Source organism: Methanobacterium congolense (assembly GCF_900095295.1).
GTDB lineage: Archaea > Methanobacteriota > Methanobacteria > Methanobacteriales > Methanobacteriaceae > Methanobacterium_C > Methanobacterium_C congolense.
This window is the reverse complement of sequence record NZ_LT607756.1, coordinates 1,455,454-1,472,889: the sequence shown is the minus strand read 5'-3', so window position 1 is coordinate 1,472,889 and position 17,436 is coordinate 1,455,454. Positions and strand designations below refer to the sequence as shown.

At 34.3% G+C, this 17,436-nt stretch carries 14 protein-coding genes and 1 tRNA gene; 7 read left to right on the top strand and 8 right to left on the bottom strand.

Features of this window, described 5'->3' with window-relative positions; genetic code table 11:
* The first annotated feature begins 173 nt into the window (after window positions 1-173).
* Window positions 174-851 (top strand): TrmB family transcriptional regulator, encoded by a 678-nt coding sequence (locus tag MCBB_RS06980; RefSeq protein WP_071907087.1) that lies wholly within the window; start codon window positions 174-176, stop codon window positions 849-851.
* Between the two features lie 430 nt (window positions 852-1,281).
* Here the strand turns inward: MCBB_RS06980 and MCBB_RS06975 are convergent.
* Window positions 1,282-1,353: transfer RNA gene (locus tag MCBB_RS06975), tRNA-Gln, on the bottom strand.
* A gap of 589 nt (window positions 1,354-1,942) precedes the next feature.
* Between MCBB_RS06975 and MCBB_RS06970 the strand changes: the two genes are divergently transcribed.
* From MCBB_RS06970 to MCBB_RS06945, 6 genes are all read left to right on the top strand, one after another.
* Window positions 1,943-3,460, top strand: coding sequence for a VPA1262 family N-terminal domain-containing protein (locus MCBB_RS06970; protein ID WP_071907086.1), 1,518 nt, complete (start codon window positions 1,943-1,945; stop codon window positions 3,458-3,460).
* A 525-nt stretch (window positions 3,461-3,985) separates the two neighbouring features.
* The gene (locus MCBB_RS06965; RefSeq protein WP_071907085.1) at window positions 3,986-5,518 is read left to right on the top strand and encodes a type I restriction-modification system subunit M; all 1,533 of its coding nucleotides are present in this window, start codon (window positions 3,986-3,988) and stop codon (window positions 5,516-5,518) included.
* Window positions 5,519-5,546: 28 nt separating this feature from the next.
* Window positions 5,547-6,827 carry a restriction endonuclease subunit S gene (locus MCBB_RS06960; RefSeq protein WP_171899103.1) on the top strand — a complete coding sequence of 427 codons (1,281 nt, stop codon included), beginning with the start codon at window positions 5,547-5,549 and terminating at the stop codon, window positions 6,825-6,827.
* Between the two features lie 284 nt (window positions 6,828-7,111).
* Entirely contained in the window at window positions 7,112-10,003 is a 2,892-nt protein-coding gene (locus tag MCBB_RS06955) for a type I restriction endonuclease subunit R (protein ID WP_071907083.1), read from the top strand.
* A gap of 1 nt (window position 10,004) precedes the next feature.
* Window positions 10,005-10,289 carry a M48 metallopeptidase family protein gene (locus MCBB_RS06950; protein ID WP_071907082.1) on the top strand — a complete coding sequence of 95 codons (285 nt, stop codon included), beginning with the start codon at window positions 10,005-10,007 and terminating at the stop codon, window positions 10,287-10,289.
* Between the two features lie 19 nt (window positions 10,290-10,308).
* Window positions 10,309-12,600: an N-6 DNA methylase gene (locus MCBB_RS06945; RefSeq protein ID WP_071907081.1), complete on the top strand. Its 2,292-nt coding sequence runs from the start codon at window positions 10,309-10,311 to the stop codon at window positions 12,598-12,600.
* A gap of 10 nt (window positions 12,601-12,610) precedes the next feature.
* On the opposite strand, the gene MCBB_RS06940 is transcribed toward MCBB_RS06945, so the two are convergent.
* Genes MCBB_RS06940 through MCBB_RS06910 form a run of 7 tightly spaced genes read right to left on the bottom strand, consistent with a single transcriptional unit; the run spans window position 12,611 to window position 17,385 of the window.
* Complete coding sequence (locus MCBB_RS06940) at window positions 12,611-13,819, bottom strand: CARDB domain-containing protein (protein WP_071907080.1); 1,209 nt, start codon at window positions 13,817-13,819, stop codon at window positions 12,611-12,613.
* Window positions 13,806-14,879, bottom strand: coding sequence for a metal-dependent hydrolase (locus MCBB_RS06935; RefSeq protein ID WP_145976023.1), 1,074 nt, complete (start codon window positions 14,877-14,879; stop codon window positions 13,806-13,808). Before MCBB_RS06935 ends, MCBB_RS06940 begins: the two co-directional genes overlap by 14 nt.
* A 5-nt stretch (window positions 14,880-14,884) precedes the next feature.
* Complete coding sequence (locus MCBB_RS06930) at window positions 14,885-15,136, bottom strand: hypothetical protein (RefSeq protein ID WP_071907078.1); 252 nt, start codon at window positions 15,134-15,136, stop codon at window positions 14,885-14,887.
* A 12-nt stretch (window positions 15,137-15,148) separates the two neighbouring features.
* On the bottom strand, window positions 15,149-15,781 hold the full coding sequence (locus tag MCBB_RS06925; protein WP_145976022.1) for a hypothetical protein: 633 nt from the start codon (window positions 15,779-15,781) through the stop codon (window positions 15,149-15,151).
* Window positions 15,754-16,224 (bottom strand): Holliday junction resolvase Hjc, encoded by a 471-nt coding sequence (gene hjc, locus MCBB_RS06920; RefSeq protein ID WP_145976021.1) that lies wholly within the window; start codon window positions 16,222-16,224, stop codon window positions 15,754-15,756. Before hjc ends, MCBB_RS06925 begins: the two co-directional genes overlap by 28 nt.
* Window positions 16,182-16,796, bottom strand: coding sequence for a transglutaminase domain-containing protein (locus tag MCBB_RS06915; RefSeq protein ID WP_071907075.1), 615 nt, complete (start codon window positions 16,794-16,796; stop codon window positions 16,182-16,184). Before MCBB_RS06915 ends, hjc begins: the two co-directional genes overlap by 43 nt.
* Window positions 16,797-16,830: 34 nt before the next feature.
* Window positions 16,831-17,385, bottom strand: a complete 555-nt coding sequence (locus tag MCBB_RS06910; RefSeq protein ID WP_071907074.1) for a hypothetical protein — start codon at window positions 17,383-17,385, stop codon at window positions 16,831-16,833.
* Window positions 17,386-17,436: the final 51 nt, after the last annotated feature.

Genomic DNA, 17,436 nt, shown 5'->3' with positions numbered 1-17,436 from the left:
AAATTACTCTTTATGCAGATATTATTATTACTCTCCCTTCACCCACCCCCTTTGAATTGATATACCTTCCTTTTTACATTTATTAAATTTTTTGTAACTTTTATGGTGGTTATGGGTGACAACATTGATGTTTGAGCATTAACTTTATTGAATTGGTGGTTCAATCTATTTACATGATTCAGAACAGTTTATTACCTACTTTACAAAAGTTGGGTCTTACGTATTATGAAGCAAAGGCTTACCTATCACTAATGACGTTGGGTGTGGCTAAACCATCTGCAATTGCGGAAGAATCAGGTGTTCCCCGCACAAAGATATATGAAGTGCTTAAAAAGCTTGAAAAGGATAAATGGGTAAACATTGAAAACAGCAGACCTGCTACAGTAACGCCAACCTATCCCAGAAAGGTTTTGGAGGAACGTAAGCTGAGATTCAACCATGAAATAGACAGCCTGGCCAATGAACTGACCATGATCTACGATGATGTGATCCAGAAGGAGACCACGAAGATCAGGGTTGTGCACTCTCCAGAGAGTATCAAACAGATGGAAGTGGATATTCTGGAAAATGCTAAAAATAGAATAGTGGCCATGGGAAGTCTTTACCTTCCCGGAGAACTGGAAACCTTGAAGGGTCCCCTTTTAAGGGCTAAGGACAGAGGTGTAAGTGTTCGTTTAATTGCAAATCCCATGAACGATTTTGATAAAGAAATTGTGAATGGTTTCAATGAGTTTGTTGATGTGAAGGTAGGACATCCATACGGCATCAAGACACTAATGGTGGACTACCGCGAAATTATAATGATACTGGCCAAAGTTAAAAATGGGTTCTCAACCTTGATGATGTTATAGCAGTATGGATAACCAGTCCAGAACTGACATCTTATATGTGGAGTGTCTTTGATAAGGACTGGAAGTACCTTGAAGATTACAGAGATAATGAATATAAAAACTATTTTTAATGATATTGTTTAGATCGTGCAAGTTCCAAGATCCTTCGGATATTTTTTTAAGTTGAATTCTTATTTTTCTTTGCATAAATTTCGGGTTTACAAAAAAAATTTTCCAGAAAAAATACAATTTTTTTCATTTTTTTAAAGAACCATGTAAATGAACAACTTGCCCTAGGGCACGTGGTTGAAATACCATCAAAAAACAAAACTTCAATTTTTATGATAAAAAGTTTCAGGAATATTACTGAATTATCGTTGTAGATCCATATGGATTGGGTTGAACTGTATAAAAGATGGGTGAACTCTAGAAAAAGAACTTCAAAATTGAGTAGTCCCGAGCGGAGTCGAACCGCTGTCGAAAGGTCCAGAGCCTCACAGGATTACCACTACCCCACGGGACTATTAAGATAACCAGATAATAACTTTCATACATCTGGTGTTGAGCCAATTAAGTCTGGAAGCTCATTTTCAAGATTGGACTTCATCCTATATAAACTTTGACATATTTCAGGATCCATTGTCCGATTGTAACAATGATTTTCCCAATGTTACCACACATGATGACAATGTACTTTTTAATCATTTGTGGTCAGATAGGAAGTAAAAATTACAAAGTTCGTTATAGTTCAGTATCTACTACTCTATAGTCAGAATAATTTTAAGTTCTCAGTCTACTGCGTTATAGTTGCGTTTAACGAAGTAAATGTTCCTATAAGTTTTGTTTAAAAATTGATATTGAAAGCTATTTTTATTATATCTCATCAATGGACATTATATAATTTAAATAAGATACCATTATCTATTTAAATTTGATTTTAGGTTTAATATGAAGTTGAACATATTTTTTTGTGAATTTTTGTAAAACTTCTGAATATTAGTAATACTGGGACTTTTAACCATTCAAAGTTAGAAAGTTATTTGATGGTTCCTTTAATAATACTATAACATTCTTTAAGTTGTTTATAATAATATAATAAAATTGGTGGTATTATGGGAATATCTGAAATTAAAAATGATTTTGATCTGTTAATAGAAGAAGGTAGCATTGCTTTTTATAGAACTGCTGAGATAACCGTTGTATTTCTCAGTGTGAGGGGTGATCTCATAAATGTTTTTACTAGGATAACTTTCGAAGAAAGTGGAGACACTTACACGACAAAATTTATGACTCAAAAGTTAGAAAAAATTAATGATGATATTTCTTTAGGAATAATCCAGCAAAAAGTTAGTTTAGATAATGTAAAATCTGCTTTTGAACGTTTAATGGATTTAAATGAATGGGTAATTGATGGTAGAAATATTGAAATTGATACTTTAAGAGTTGTAGATAAAGTTTTAGTTCCATCTTCCTTAGGTGTTAAGGTAAATACTGCACTTAAATCTGCTGAAAATGACTCTTATATAATAGAATTTTTTTCTGAAGAAGTTAATATCTTAAATAGTTATTTAACTGATGTTGAATACATTAAAATGTATAAATTAATAAAAAATGTAATAAATATTGATTTTAAATTTCTCAAGGACAGAATTGGAAACATTATATTTCAGTTTCCAATAACTTTGATTAAAACAAATATCAAATTTTTGTCAGATCAAGTCCAAATAGAAGCAAATTGGCACCCCACCTTGAAGAAAATTCCTGAAGTTGAAATATTTGCATATATAATATGTGATGATAACATTGTTGGATCTGCAGCATATTCAGGTCCTCTCAATGCAAAAAAAATTCTTGAATGTGGTAACAGTGATGGAAATCCAGTAATTTTCATTAAAAAAAAGGATAATAACCTATTTTTATCTTTTTGTGATAATTTTGCTTTGAACCTTAGAGCAGATATTAAATTAAATTTGAGAAAAGTCAGAACTTTAGTGGGTGAAGATCCTATTAATTTATATAGATTTGAACCGGGTTTTAGGATGGGTATCTTAACTGAACCCTATATAAAACGAATTAAAGAAAGAAAATATGATGAATTAACAGATTCATTAATAAAAGAAAAAAAGTTCGTTGAATATAGTGTTGATGGAACTGATGAGCATGAAAGGGCTTTATCAGACATTAGAAGTATTATAAAAAATAATTGTGAAAATGGAGTTTATCTTTGGGATCCATATGCTGATGCGCAAGATATTCTAGATACTCTTTATCATTGTCCTTGTTATAATAGTGAATTAAAGGTTATAACCTCTTCAAAAGCCAGATATAAAACAACTGCTGAAGATTGGGCTAAACAACAGATTAATATTCTTAAATCTAATTCTGACCAAAAAGGAATCAATTTAGAGGTTAGATGTCAAGAAAGTGGCGGAGAATTTCATGACAGGTTCTTAATATTTCCGGGAAATAACTATGATAAACCACGAGTATGGGCCCTTGGATGTTCTATAAATTCTATTGGAAACTCCCATGGTATCTTAATTGAAGTGAAAAATGCTCAGAACATATTAGATGCTTTCAATGATCAATGGAAAAAATTAGATAAAGATGTTATTTGGAAATATCCTTAATTTTAAATCAACTTTGAACTTTTTTTTGATTAACATATCCCAGTAATTTTGTTACACACCCTTAAGATCTGCTAAGTAAGTTAACTTAGTATGTGCTTTATATAAGGAAAGGTGGTTCTTCTTAAATAAGTTAAGGTTGAGGCGATATAAAATAATTCTAAATGCTCAGGGTGTTTTTTAATAATATTCAATCTATTATCCAATTATCCGTTAACCACTTAAAAAAAATCTAATAAAATAAGTCTATATGTAATTTACTTTGAAAATTGATATTAATTAGTACTTTAATCCCATATATTGTATAATTTAAAGAATATAATTTCTTCCTAATTTTTCATCTTTATAAAATTGATTTATGAATTTTTTTTATATCATCAAAAAAATGAAATAAGCTTTATTAAATAGATTTTTTGGATTATTATATTACTCCAGCTCATTTTTACTCTTTTTGAATACTTAAAAGCAAATAGAAAAATTAAATATATGAAATAATGATAGTATGTTTGTAAAAGTGAGGATGATAAAGTGTCGACTGAAGTACTGGACATAAATACACTAGAAAACTGGTTATGGGATGCAGCATGCAAAATACGGGGCGAAATAGACGCACCAAAATACAAAGATTATATTTTACCATTAATTTTTATTAAAAGACTTTCTGATGTTTTTAATGATGAATTAGATAAATTAATAGATGATTTTGGTGACGAAGAAATTGCTGAAGAGTTGCTAACTGATGATCATAGCTTAGTTAGGTTTTATATTCCAAAAGATGCCCGATGGAAAGAAATTGCTAAACAAAGTATTGGTGTTGGGGAATACTTGACAAATGCAGTGCGTTCAATTGCACGTGAAAACCCTAAGCTTCAAGGAGTAATTGACATAGTGGATTTTAATGCAACGACCGCAGGACAAAGAATAATTAGTGAGGGTAAATTGAAAGCACTCATTGATGTTTTAAATAAACATAGATTAGGGATAAAAGATGTTGAACCTGATATTATTGGAAGATCTTATGAATATCTTCTAAGGAAGTTTGCAGAAGGCTCTGGTCAAAGTGCTGGAGAATTTTATACTCCAAAAGAAGTTGCAATTTTAATGGCCCATATACTTGATCCAGAACCTGGAAACAAAGTCTATGATCCATGTTGTGGCTCAGGAGGACTCCTAATAAAATGCCAATTAAGATTTAAAGAAAAATATCCTGATGATACAAAAGTAAAACCGATAAGGATGTGTGGCCAAGAGATTCAACATTCGACTTTTGCCATGGCGAAAATGAACATAATAATTCATGATATAGAAGCAGAAATTGCCCTTGGGGATACAATGGAACGCCCAGCTTTCCTGGAATCTGACACTTCACTTAGAACATTTAACATAGTTACTGCTAATCCCATGTGGAATCAAGATTTTTCACAAGATATATACGAAAATGATTTATATGAACGATTTATTTTTGGTTATCCTAACTCGAATAATGCTGATTGGGGTTGGATTCAACATATGTTTAAATCATTAAAAGAAAAAGGAAAAATGGCAGTGGTCTTGGATACAGGTGCTGTTTCACGTGGAAGTGGTGTTACAGGTAAAAATAGGGAACGAGACTTAAGAAAAGAATTTATTAATAAAGATCTTATCGAAGCAGTGATTTTACTTCCAGAAAATTTATTTTACAATACTACTGCACCTGGAATCATATTAATAATTAACAAAAATAAAACCCAAAAAAATGAGATTCTATTTATTAACTCCTCAGAACTTTTTGAGAAAGGAAGACCAAAAAATTACATCCCCAATATTTTTATTGAAAAAATATCTCTCATTTACCACCACTGGAAAGAAGAAGAAAACCTAAGTAAAATAATAAAAAATGAAGATGTTGTCAAAAATGATTTTAATTTAAGTCCGTCACGTTATGTTATTTTAAATAAAGAAGAGAATTTATTGTCCTTAGAAGAAGCTGTTATTAAGCTTAAGGATGCTGAAGAGAAGCAAAAAAATGCGGATAAAGAATTAAGTAATATACTAAACAAATTAGGGCTTTCAAATGATTAATAAGGACATAAAAAATTCAAGTCATTCCTTGGAAATTAACCCAAGTAATGATAGGAATAATAACAATACTCTCAATTCGTTGCCTAAAAATTGGGATATAGTGGAATTAGGTGAAGTAATAAAGCCAGATAGAATTAGAATTAAAAAAGAAGCATATAAAGGAGATATTCCACTTGTTAAAAAAATACCGTTTGATATGGGTAAAGTGATATTAAGGGAAAAAAATCAAACTGGAACTGATTTATATGCTGCTAATGAAAATCATTTGATAACATCAAAAATTAATTTACATCAAGGAGCTATTGCCATAACCAAGGAATTTATAGCTGCTACAACTCATTATGAGTTTTATGAAGTGATGAAAAAAGCAAATATTCACTTTTTATGGTATTATCTTCGCTCCCCTGCTTTTAAAAAAATATTTAACCAGGAAATTAAGTATCGAGGTTTTAAAAAAGAAGCAAATTTTAAATTTATAAAGAATTTTTTAATACCTTTACCTAATAAATCAGAACAAGAAAAAATTGTATTTATCCTTTCTATGGTCCAAAATAATATAGAAACAACGGAATTAATAATACAGGCCGTGGAATCATTGAAAAAATCTTTAATGATGCATTTGTTTACATATGGGCCGGTATCTCTTAAAAAAATTAGGAATATAAAATTTAAAGAAAATAAGATAAAATCCATAAATGAGGATTGGCAAAAATACAAAATTAAAGAAATAGCTGAAATTGGGAGTGGTAACACTCCCTCACGTAAAAAAAAGGAGTTTTATGGTGGAAATATTCCTTGGGTAAAAACATTAGACTTGAATGAAAATGTTGTATTAACTACTCAGGAAAAAATAACTGATATGGGCCTTAAGAGTATTAGAGGAAAAATTTGGCCAAAAAATACTGTGATGATTGCTATGTATGGTGGAGCCGGTACAGTTGGTAAATCTGGTATACTAGGAATTCCTGCTGCAACCAATCAGGCGTTATGTTGTATATCTCCAAATCCGGATAAGTTTGATTCTTTATACCTTTTATATTACCTAATTTTTATAAGGTCGACATGGATGCGTCATGCTATTGGAACACGCAAAGATCCCAATATAAGCAAAGGAATTATAGAAAAAACTGAAATTTCACTTCCTGAAATTAGCAAACAAAAAGAAACTGTTAAAATCCTTAGAATTATTGATCAAAAGATAGAATCTGAAAAAAATAAGAAAAAGGCTCTTGAAGACTTATTCAAATCTCTTCTCAAGGATCTTATGACTTCAAAAATTAGGACTAATAATTTAAATTTCGATATTTAAATGCGTAGGGTAAGGTAAATAAATAATGATTTAGTGTTATTATGGATACATTGTAAAAATAATCATTGAAAAAAGATGGACTGATTTTTTTAATCTGGGACATACATAGAAATCAGGATACACTTGGAAATGTCAACATTAAAAATAAAGCTATGGGTAATTAATGGTTAACTTGAGAATTATCCATGTTTTTAACTCATAATCTTGAAAAACCAATGAAAATTGATGCTAATATCCAAAAATGTGAGGAAAGGTTTCAATAGTAAACAATTTAAGGTGTTAATATGACTAATATTTTTGGTAATGAGCGTGAATCAGTTCAAAATAGATTAATTGAATATGCAAAGGAAATAGGTTGGGAATATTTAAGTCCAGAAGATGTTTTAAGACTTAAAGGTGGAAAATCTGGAATTATACTTAAAGAATGTTTTATCAACCAGTCCCAAAAGTTAAACTCTCGTTTTATGGATCATTTAATGGGTGAAGAACTAATTAGAAATCTTGAAAAAGTCCCTGCTAATATTGAAGGTAATCAAATTGTTTGGGAATATCTTAAAGGATTAAGGAATGTGTTTGTTCCAAATGAAAAAAGAGAATGTAATGTAAAATTCATTGATACCAATAATATTGAAAGAAATATTTTCCATGTTACAGATGAGTTTTCATTCACAAATGGTAATAATAGTATAAGGCCAGATATTGTTTTTTTTATAAATGGGATACCCATTTTTTTTGTTGAAACTAAAGCCCCAAAAACTTCAGAGGGCATAAGTAAAGCAATGGAACAAGTTAAAAAATATCATAGGCATTGCCCAGAATTACTTGCAGTTCTACAAATTTATGCATTAACTCATATAATAAAATATTATTATAGTACTACTTGGAACATGTCGGAAAAATTACTTTTCAATTGGAAAGATGAGATTGCTGAAAATGATTTTGAAATGCTTGTTAAGACTTTCTTTGATAAAAAAAAAATAATTAAAACTCTAATGGATTTCATACTATTCACACGACAAGATGATGAATTGAAAAAAGTAATTTTAAGACCTCATCAAATGAGGGCAATTGAAAAAATTGTGAAACGAGCTAAATCTTCAAAGAAACGTGGGCTTGTGTGGCATACTCAAGGTTCAGGCAAGACATATACTATGATTGTTGCTGCTGAAAAAATTCTTAAAAATCCCATATTTGAAAATCCTACTGTAATTATGCTTATAGATAGAAATGAACTTGAAACCCAACTTTTTGGAAATCTTAAATCTATTGGAATTGAACATTTAGAAATTGCAAAAAATAAACGGAACTTAAGAGAATTCTTAGAGGCAGATAGAAGAGGCTTAATTGTCAGCATGATTCACAAGTTCGAGGGAATGCCTGCAAAAATTAATGAACGTGATAACATATTTGTTCTTGTGGATGAAGCTCATAGAACCACAGGTGGCACATTAGGTAACTATTTGATGGGTGCTTTACCTAATGCTACATATATAGGTTTTACAGGAACACCAATTGATAAGACATCTTCTGGTAAAGGTACTTTTATAATTTTTGGACAGGATGATCAGCCTCAAGGATATATGGATAAATATAGTATTGCAGAATCAATTGAAGATGGAACAACTGTTCCTTTGCACTATACACTTGCCCCTAATGAGTTGAGAGTTGATAGAGATGTTCTTGAAAAAGAATTCTTAGATCTGGCAGAATCTCAGGGTGTAAGTGACTTTCAAAAGCTTAATAAAATATTAGATAAGGCTGTAAATCTAAAAAACATGCTTAAAAATAAGGAACGTATTAAAAAAGTCGCAAAATTTGTTGTGAATCATTATAAAAATACTGTTTACCCAATGGGTTACAAAGCGTTTCTTGTATGTGTTGACAGGGAAGCATGTGTTCTTTATAAAAAAGAACTAGATAAACTTCTTCCTGAAGATTGTTCGAAGGTTGTTTATAGCTCAAATTATAATGATACTTCTGATCTTGAAGAATACCATCTTAGTGATGATGAAGAAAAAAGAATAAGGAAAAGTTTCAGGAGAAAAGATGAACATCCTTATATACTAATTGTCACTGAAAAACTTCTTACAGGTTTTGATGCCCCTATACTCTATTGTATGTACTTAGATAAACCTATGAGAGATCATGTATTATTACAAGCTATTGCAAGAGTTAATAGGCCTTATGAAGATGAAGAAGGTCGTAAAAAATCATCAGGTTTTGTTTTAGATTTCATAGGGATATTTGATAAAAACCTAAAAAAAGCATTATCATTTGCTCCTGAAGAAATTGAGGGAGTAGCTTATGATATACAAGTTTTGAAAGATAGCTTTGTTGAGTTTATGGAAACAGCAAAAATCAAATATTTAAGTTTCATTGTTGGAAAAACACCAGATAAAGCAGTTGAAACTGTATTAGATCATTTTAATGAAGAGGATGTACGAAATGAATTTTATGAGGAATTCCGTGAACTTTCAGAGATTTATGAAATAATTTCTCCAGATAAGTTCCTAAGAAATTATATTGAGGATTATGAAACCCTGGCAGGAATGTATAAGATACTAAGGGAAGCTTATGAATCTATTGAGATTGAAAAGGAACTTTTAAGAAAAACGGCAAATCTTGTTCAGAAGTACACAAAAAGTAGTAACATAACATCCACATTGGACATTTATGAGATTAATGATAAAACATTGGAAACAATTGAACAAAGCACGGCTCCAGACAACAAAAAAGTGTTCAATTTAATCAAAAGTATTGAAAATCACGTAGATTTCAATGCATCAAGTGCACCATATCTTATTTCCATTGGAGAAAAAGCTGAGAGTATAGCTTTATTGTATAAAAATAGGCAAAAAAATACTCAAGAAACTTTAGAAGAATTGAAGCACATAATCGAAGAAATTAATATTGCAAAGAAGGAAGAAGTAGATAAAAACATGCCCGTTGAGGTTTTTTCTATTTTCTGGATGTTTAAAAAAGAAGGTGTAAATAACCCTGAAAAAAATGCAACAGAAATGGAAAAAGTTCTTGAGGAATGTCCGCATTGGAGAGTAAGTGAAAGTCATAAAAGAGTCGTTAAACGCAGACTTATAAGTATTTTAATTAAATCTGGAATGAACAAGTCCAATATAAGTTCTTCAGTTGAAAAAATTATGAAAGTTATGAAGGGTTAAAATGATTACTACTGAAGAGTTTAAAAAAGAAGTTTGGAGACTTGCATATAAAGTAGGTGTGGAACCTAAAGAAATTCATATCCGTAAAATGAAAAACAAATGGGCCAGTTGTTCAGCTAAAGGAAGATTAACTTTTGATAGTTCTATTCTTAGTGAATCAACTGAAACACGTTTTGAAATAATTATTCATGAATTACTCCATTTAAAATACCCAAATCATGGTAAGATGTTCAAAAGATTACTTGATGCATATTTAAGGAATGAAATTGATATTATGATGAAATAAAGAAGTAAGTGGGGATTTGGTGGAAAAAGAACAGATAGTCTGGAATATCGTTAATAAAATGAGATCTGGAAATAAGAGTTATGATTTAAACTCTTTTATTGACTTTTCCGAATCTGAAGGTATAGATGTAACTATTGATCTTTTAAGAGATGCTGACAGAGGGCTTGGAGTACGAGGTGGAGGTTATTTTCCTCCAGAATTTGTTTTAAATTTTATTACTTCTTATCTTAAAAACATTGATGTTGATAAAATATTGGATCCTTGGGTAAAAGTTGGTTCTGTACTTATCCCTTTGACGGAAAAATTAAAACCTGACCTTTCTGTTGGTTTCATTCACGATAAGACTAACATAACAGTTATCAATAGATTACAAAAAAATTTGGATATAAAATGGGAAATAGATGATCCAAATACTGTTTTAGATAAAAATTCCAAATTTGATGTTATTGTTAGTTTTCCTTTATGGAGTCCCAAAAAAGATAGGTTGAACTTTAATTTAAATGATGGAGAAAACATTTTAATTTTTGATAATGTTGAACACTTAGAAATGCTTAAATCTTTGATATTTTTAAAAGAAGGAGGTACTGGATTTTTTATTTTAAGTAAAAGATTTTTATCTTTTAGAAATAAAAAAAATAATGTTTTTGCTAATTTAAAGAAGTTTGGGATATATATTGATGCTGTACTGGAAATACCAAACGGTTCTTTTTCAAATACAGGGGTTCCTGGGGATTTAGTTATATTTAAAAAAGAAGAACCTTCAAACCTTTTTGCTGCTGAATTAAGTTCAGAAACTAGTTACAATAAAAGTCTTTTAAATAATTTAAAATCCCGTAAGAGAGGAAAAATACCTCAATTAGGTATAATACAAGATTTAAATGATTATAAATCTTTAAATTATTTCATAAATGAAAATGAAATAATCAAAATGGCTAAAATGTCAGGATTATCTGAAATTCCGATTTTGGATATTCTAGTAGATGCTAATTTAGCTAAAAATGGTAAGGATTTCGATGAAACACCTAATAGTGTTTATTTACCAATTATTGGTGAATCTGATACAGTTACATCTATTGATAAATTGAAAATAAAACCTCAAAACTACATTCAATTAATTTTAGATGAGAATAAAGCCAATGCAGAGTTTGTATCTACATTATATAATACTAAATTGGGAAGAAAAATTAGAAAATCATTGACAAGTGGAGTTACTATTCCTAAAATTAATAAAACTAATTTATTGAAATCTAATTGTTATATAACTGATATTGAAACTCAAATCGAAACTATTGCTGTAGATTCTATGCTCAATGAAATTTTTACACAATTAGATTTATACAAAAAAGATTTATGGAAATGGCCTAAATCTAATAAAAGGGTTCGTAAATCAATTGAATTATTAAACGTTGGTCAAACATTTGATTATTGGTTACAATCTCTCCCCTATCCTCTTTCATCTATTTTATCAACTTGTAAAGCAGATAGAAATATTGAACATAAAGTTACTCACCTTTTAGACTTTTTTGAAGCTTATTCTGTGTTTAATGCTACAATAATGCTTAGTTCTATCAGTGCAAATAAGGAATTTTTTGACAGTTACTTCTCGCATTGCATTAAAACCGAAGATGAAAAAAATAATTGGATATGTAAAGCTAGTTTTACAAATTGGAATATTTTAGGTGCTTGTTTAGCCAAAAAAACACGCCAATTACTGGCTGATAAAGAAAGTAAAGATTTATGTTTGAAATTATTTGGAAATCCAACTAAAGAATTTATGAATTTGATTACAAGCGCAGAAGTATATAATATTTTACGTGAGGTTGAAGAATATCGTAATTTATGGAAGGGTCATGGTGCCATAGTTAATCAAGAAGAATATCAAAAGCGTTTTGACATATTAAAAGGTTATTTAAGTAAAATTAGAAGTAGAATATCCTTTGTTTATGATGATGTTTCCTTGATTCTACCAAGTCTAATGGACTTTGATGAAGAAATTTATAATACTCGTTGCAAAGAAATAAAAGGTTTCTTACCTTTTGAAGATAAAGAAGTTGAAACTATTACTCCTTTAGTTAAAAATAAGCTTTATATAATCCATGAAAATCAGTATGAACCAGTGAAATTACTGCCATTAATTCGTATTATGCCAGGGCCTAAAACCGATAATAATGCTTGTTATTTCTACAATCGATATGATACTAAGGAAAATAAAGCTCGTTTCTTATCATATCACTTTGAGGATGAAGCTGAAGTTAATTTATATGATGATGATGTAAAATCAGTTTTTTCTATTTTAATGCCCCATCATTAATAATTAAATTTTAGTACTGCTCCCTCCAAGTCCACGGACTGAAACCAAAGCTCCTGAAGTTCGAAAACCCCAGGTTAGACCCTTCCATTTGAAACCCGATAGAATCCTGCCTTGCACATGGATGGAAAACCCCGTAGTAACCACCAGTTGCATTGTTGGCCTGAATTGAGTTAGATCCATAGAGGGCTGTGATGTTGGTGAAGTTTCCACGCGGTATCAGGAACCACCCTGCAACGTATCTACCTCCATTGTTAGCTTTGATAGTTATTCTATCGGCACTTGAGGAGGCTGTGTATGAAGATCCAAATGGTGCTGTCTTGGTGCTGAGTTTTACCCATGTGTAGGGTGTCGTGTAGAATTCAACAGCACCCCTGCGCCACGTGTTACCGTCTGCAACCACGTTGTTTCCTGAAGTGTCCACGAACTCGAATGGTTCCCTAAAGGCATTCTTTTTTTCTAAAGATTCTCCTCTTACAATGACATAGGCACTGTAGGTCCTGTAAATATCAGGGAAGTCAAAGGTTATGGTGTCCTCATCCCAGGACGTAGGTGAGTAGGATGTACCTGAAACATACAAAGTGGTGTTTTCATGCATATAACCGGGGATATGGAACCTTGCATAGGCAATGTTGTACCAGTAACTCGGCCCGTTGTAAATACTGACACGGATCTCAGTTATATTCATCTCTGAGGAAAGGGGAGAGTTGTAGGATACCAAATCACTGTAGGAGTTGTAACTACTCACGGGGTTGTTGTCCTTCCTAAACTCCTCAACAGTCAAGTTGGATGAAGAGGGAATGGTCTCCTTCAAACCAAAGTTCCTGGCGTTGTTCTTGTACTTAATCTCCCTGAAGCTCTTCTTCCTGTTGACAATGACGTAGCCGTTCTTAAAACTTCCATCCGTCCCGTTACACATTGAAAATTTTAAACTCCTTGCAGAACCCGCAGGTATGCTTGGAACTGTGAAGTTCTTATTAAGGGTTTTTCCGTCGTAAGTGCGTACATAAAACTCCATGGTCGAGTTTGGCGAGGGAGCAGAGCCGTAGTTTGCAACCGCCACCCTGTAACCTGAAACGTACTTGTTTGGCATGTTGGCATCCCACGGAGAAACACCGATAACAGATAGATCTGGATATCCTGCAGCCTCAATAGATGAGATAAAAAGGGAGAGGATGATGAGGCCAAGGAAGGCACAGGTGATGATTTCAGACCTTACCAACGAGGCCACCTCCTGCAAACAGAGTTAAGGTTGCAAGCATCAGACCGAGCTGGTCACTATCTGAACTCTCTTCACCCTCTGCATCGGGGTTGGTTGTACCGTCGAAATCGAACATGGACTGGTCTGAATCTGATGAATTCGTTTCATACGGCACCCCTTCAACCAGGTTGTCGAACTGACTCTGTAGATCTGAGAAAAATGTGTTCTTTGCATCTTCCTGATCGGTTGAATCTGAACCCGCTGCCAAGTCCTGAATTGTTTGGGAAGGACCCACCAGGACATCAGCGATGTTGTTTCCATATTCGTCATTCGTTGAAGTGGTTGAATTTGTTGTTTGATTGTTGTTGGTCAAATCCTGATTTAACCAGCTAATAAGGCCTTGATCAAGTTCTTCAGATGTTGAATTTGTGGAATTTCTATTTTGAGATGTGCCTGAGCTGGACTTCAGGTCTTTGGTTAAAGATCCAGAACCAGAAGTTGTTCCAGAGCTACCCTTAGAATAACCAGAGTATCCTGTCGAGTTTCTCAAATTAGAGTAAGGATTGTACGAACCTTTAGTACTGTTGTTGCCTGTTTTGTTCAGTTTTGTGGAGTTTGATGAGGCAGAGGCAAAAAGATCGCCAGGAACACCGCACAGAACGCAGTAAGTGAGAGGAATTAAGAGTAAAATAATGACAACACAGAGGGCAGTTTCCTGCTTTGAACCCGTTTGAATCCTGCTTTTTTCCTTCTTGGGCATGACCAGACGAGTCTTGGAGAATGGATAAAGGAAAGGTACTCCCTTCTTTGTAACGGCATCTAAAAGAACGTGCATGGAAAAGGCTGAGAAGCAGGCAATTCCAAGGGCAGGTTTAAGAAAAATTAGTACAACGATGGGTATGAGCCAGATTCCAGAGTGTCCCCATCCCCTGTGCTCACCAGTTAGTTTATCGATCAAGTCAGGGAGTACGGAGAACAGGACAACAGTAAGGACACCTGCTATGGTGTATGGCTGACCAAATATCCAGATGAGCAGGGTGTATAAAAGCAACCCTGCAGGTATATGTGTGTAGAACCTCATGAGCCTCACCAGTACCCTGGAACCTCCTCAGGTTCACTTTTAAGTTTTTCAGGAAGCTCAAGGGAGGTTTCAACTTCATGGCCCTTGAGTGCCCTTAGGACATTCTTTTTTCCGAAGTTTGCAACGGCCAGCTCCAGTGAATCGAATATTGCAAAGATCACATCATCGTCAATGGCCTTGACCTTATGTGGCTCACTGAAGTTGAATTTTAACTTCATCTGTTTCTTATCTAGGAGTAAAATTCCTTTGTAACTCATTTTTATCACCTCTCATCTGATAAGGTAAAGCAGCGTCCTCACAACTAAGAATGCAAACCATAGGGCACTGATTAGCATGACGGACCCTATCAAACTGATCTTCAGGAAGCATATGAAGATGAAGGCCCCGACGATGAGGACGAAGGGCATTGTTATGTCAATTTCAGAGCCTGAGCCTTCACTTTTCATCAGCTTTTGGTTGACAACTTCGAAGGTCTGGTAGAACCCGAATGCCTCCTTTTTGAAGTTTCCGCAGATGGATCCCAGGAAAACTATGCGCTCATGACCTGAAATCGAGAGCCAGAACCTTGATGTTGCAGGTGTCAGTCGTTCAAAGTGGTTGAACACAAGAACAACCTTGAAGCCTGACACTTTCTTGAAGAGCATTTCCTTCAACTCTTCGATTGTCATCCTCTGGAACTGTGTTGGGGCCGGTACTTTACGGTCACGCGTCTCCTGTATTGCTGTGATGAGCTGGATGAGTTTGGGTTTGATGGGGGCAAGTTCATTCAGGTACACCACAGCGTAACTCTCTGAGACAGCCTCAACGTAGTTGTATGCATTCTTCTTCCAGACAAGGGAGTTCTTTCCCGCTTTGATGTTCTCCAGGATCTTTTCTAAACACTCAGGTTTCCTTGGTTGCATTGGAATCGCTTCTGCAGTTCGTTTGAAACCAGTTCATGGAACTCAAGGCCTCGCAGGCAGGCGTTGTTGTAGTCGATTGAATATGATTTTTCGTGGATCTCGAGAGCGTTGGGTTTAACAATACGCCATGAACTGTCCCTGTCAATGAAGCGTAGGGCAACACGAGCTTCAGCGTTGAGGTCGTGGGCGCACTTTAGAAGGGTGTGGATCTGGCTCTTGCGGATCTTGACCCTGGAACCCCTCGTAGTTTTAACCTCAATCACAAATACTGAACTCCTATCACCTGCCAAAATATCAGGAGACCTGGCAGATGACCCTGGCAAACGGAAGGCAGTATATTGAGCATCCTTGAAAAGCCTCACAAGCTCCTGTTCATAGGCAATTCCACTTTTTTTATCTATCATGGGCAGTACACCCCTAAAACCTGATTTTTCTGGGCACACCTGTACCAGTAGGGTTTGTAATGATATTTTTTGGTAACTAAAGAGGGATCGAATGTAGTCCACGAACCATCTTCAAGTTGAACTTCCAGCCACCTGTGAGCATTTGATTGAGAGCTTCGTCCCTGAACGAGTTTGACCGTGTAACCGTTCTTTGTGAGGACCTCCACTGCAAAATCTGAAAGGCCCCAACAGTCACCGTATCCAGTTGCTATAACGCCATGAGCTGTTTTTGATGCACCTTTACGGTGGTTGAAGTTCTGCTGTAAGTAGAATGCAAGTGTTTTCAATCCCTGACGGCCATGGAGGTTTGAGAGTCTGCTGTCAGAGATGGGCACAGAACTGCGCTGGTAGTTGTATTCTCTTGTGTAGCTCTGGTCGATTAAGGTCCTGTCCATGTTGTCTGTATCATCTATCAACACCTCACCTGGTTTCATCTGGTCGAAGTTGGATCCATCGGGACAATCGTCATCCGGGATCTCAACCTCAGAGACCTGTGCAGCATAGGAAGTTCCTGAAAACCCTATTATGCCGAAGTAACAGCAGAGTATGAGGAATCCTAAAACCCTTTTCATGGAGCTACCACCTAAAAATGGGAGATTTAGGGTTTTATGGCATTAAATCTCCCTGTCCTCCGTTGTCTTCCTCAAATTCATCGTCTCCACCGTAGTCTCCTTCACCATCTGGGTTGGTTGCAGGTGGTTCAAGGGGGTCCCATGGTTCGTCGGTGTAGTAGCCTTCATCACCTTGTCCTGGCTGGTTCTGTTGATCATTAGAGTTAGTTGGGTTTGTGTTAGTAGGGTTCTGTGGCTTTACAGGTTTTGAGGGCTTTGTGGGGTGTGAATTAGGTTTTTTCACAACGGCTACTGCAGAAACTGCCTTTTTACCTGTGCTGTGTGTGGATGTTCCTTCATAGACTGTGCCGGAGTCAATGCTTTCAGAGTCCAGAACATCGTCTGCAGTTTCGTTCATCTCCGAAGTGGGGTTTTCAAGGTTCTCCTTCATCTGCTCATCTGTCAAGGGTTCTTGAGCCGCAGGGGCAGGGGTGGCGATCTGCTGAGAGCTATCGTTGTTGAGGTAGGAGTAGCCAGCCACACCAGCGACCAGGGCAAGTATCAGTAGTCCAAAGATGAGAGGAACCCTTGGAATTTCTTCTAAATCCATTCATATTCCTCCTTTTTAGGTATTTTTTATCAGTCCTTTTTGTAACTTCAA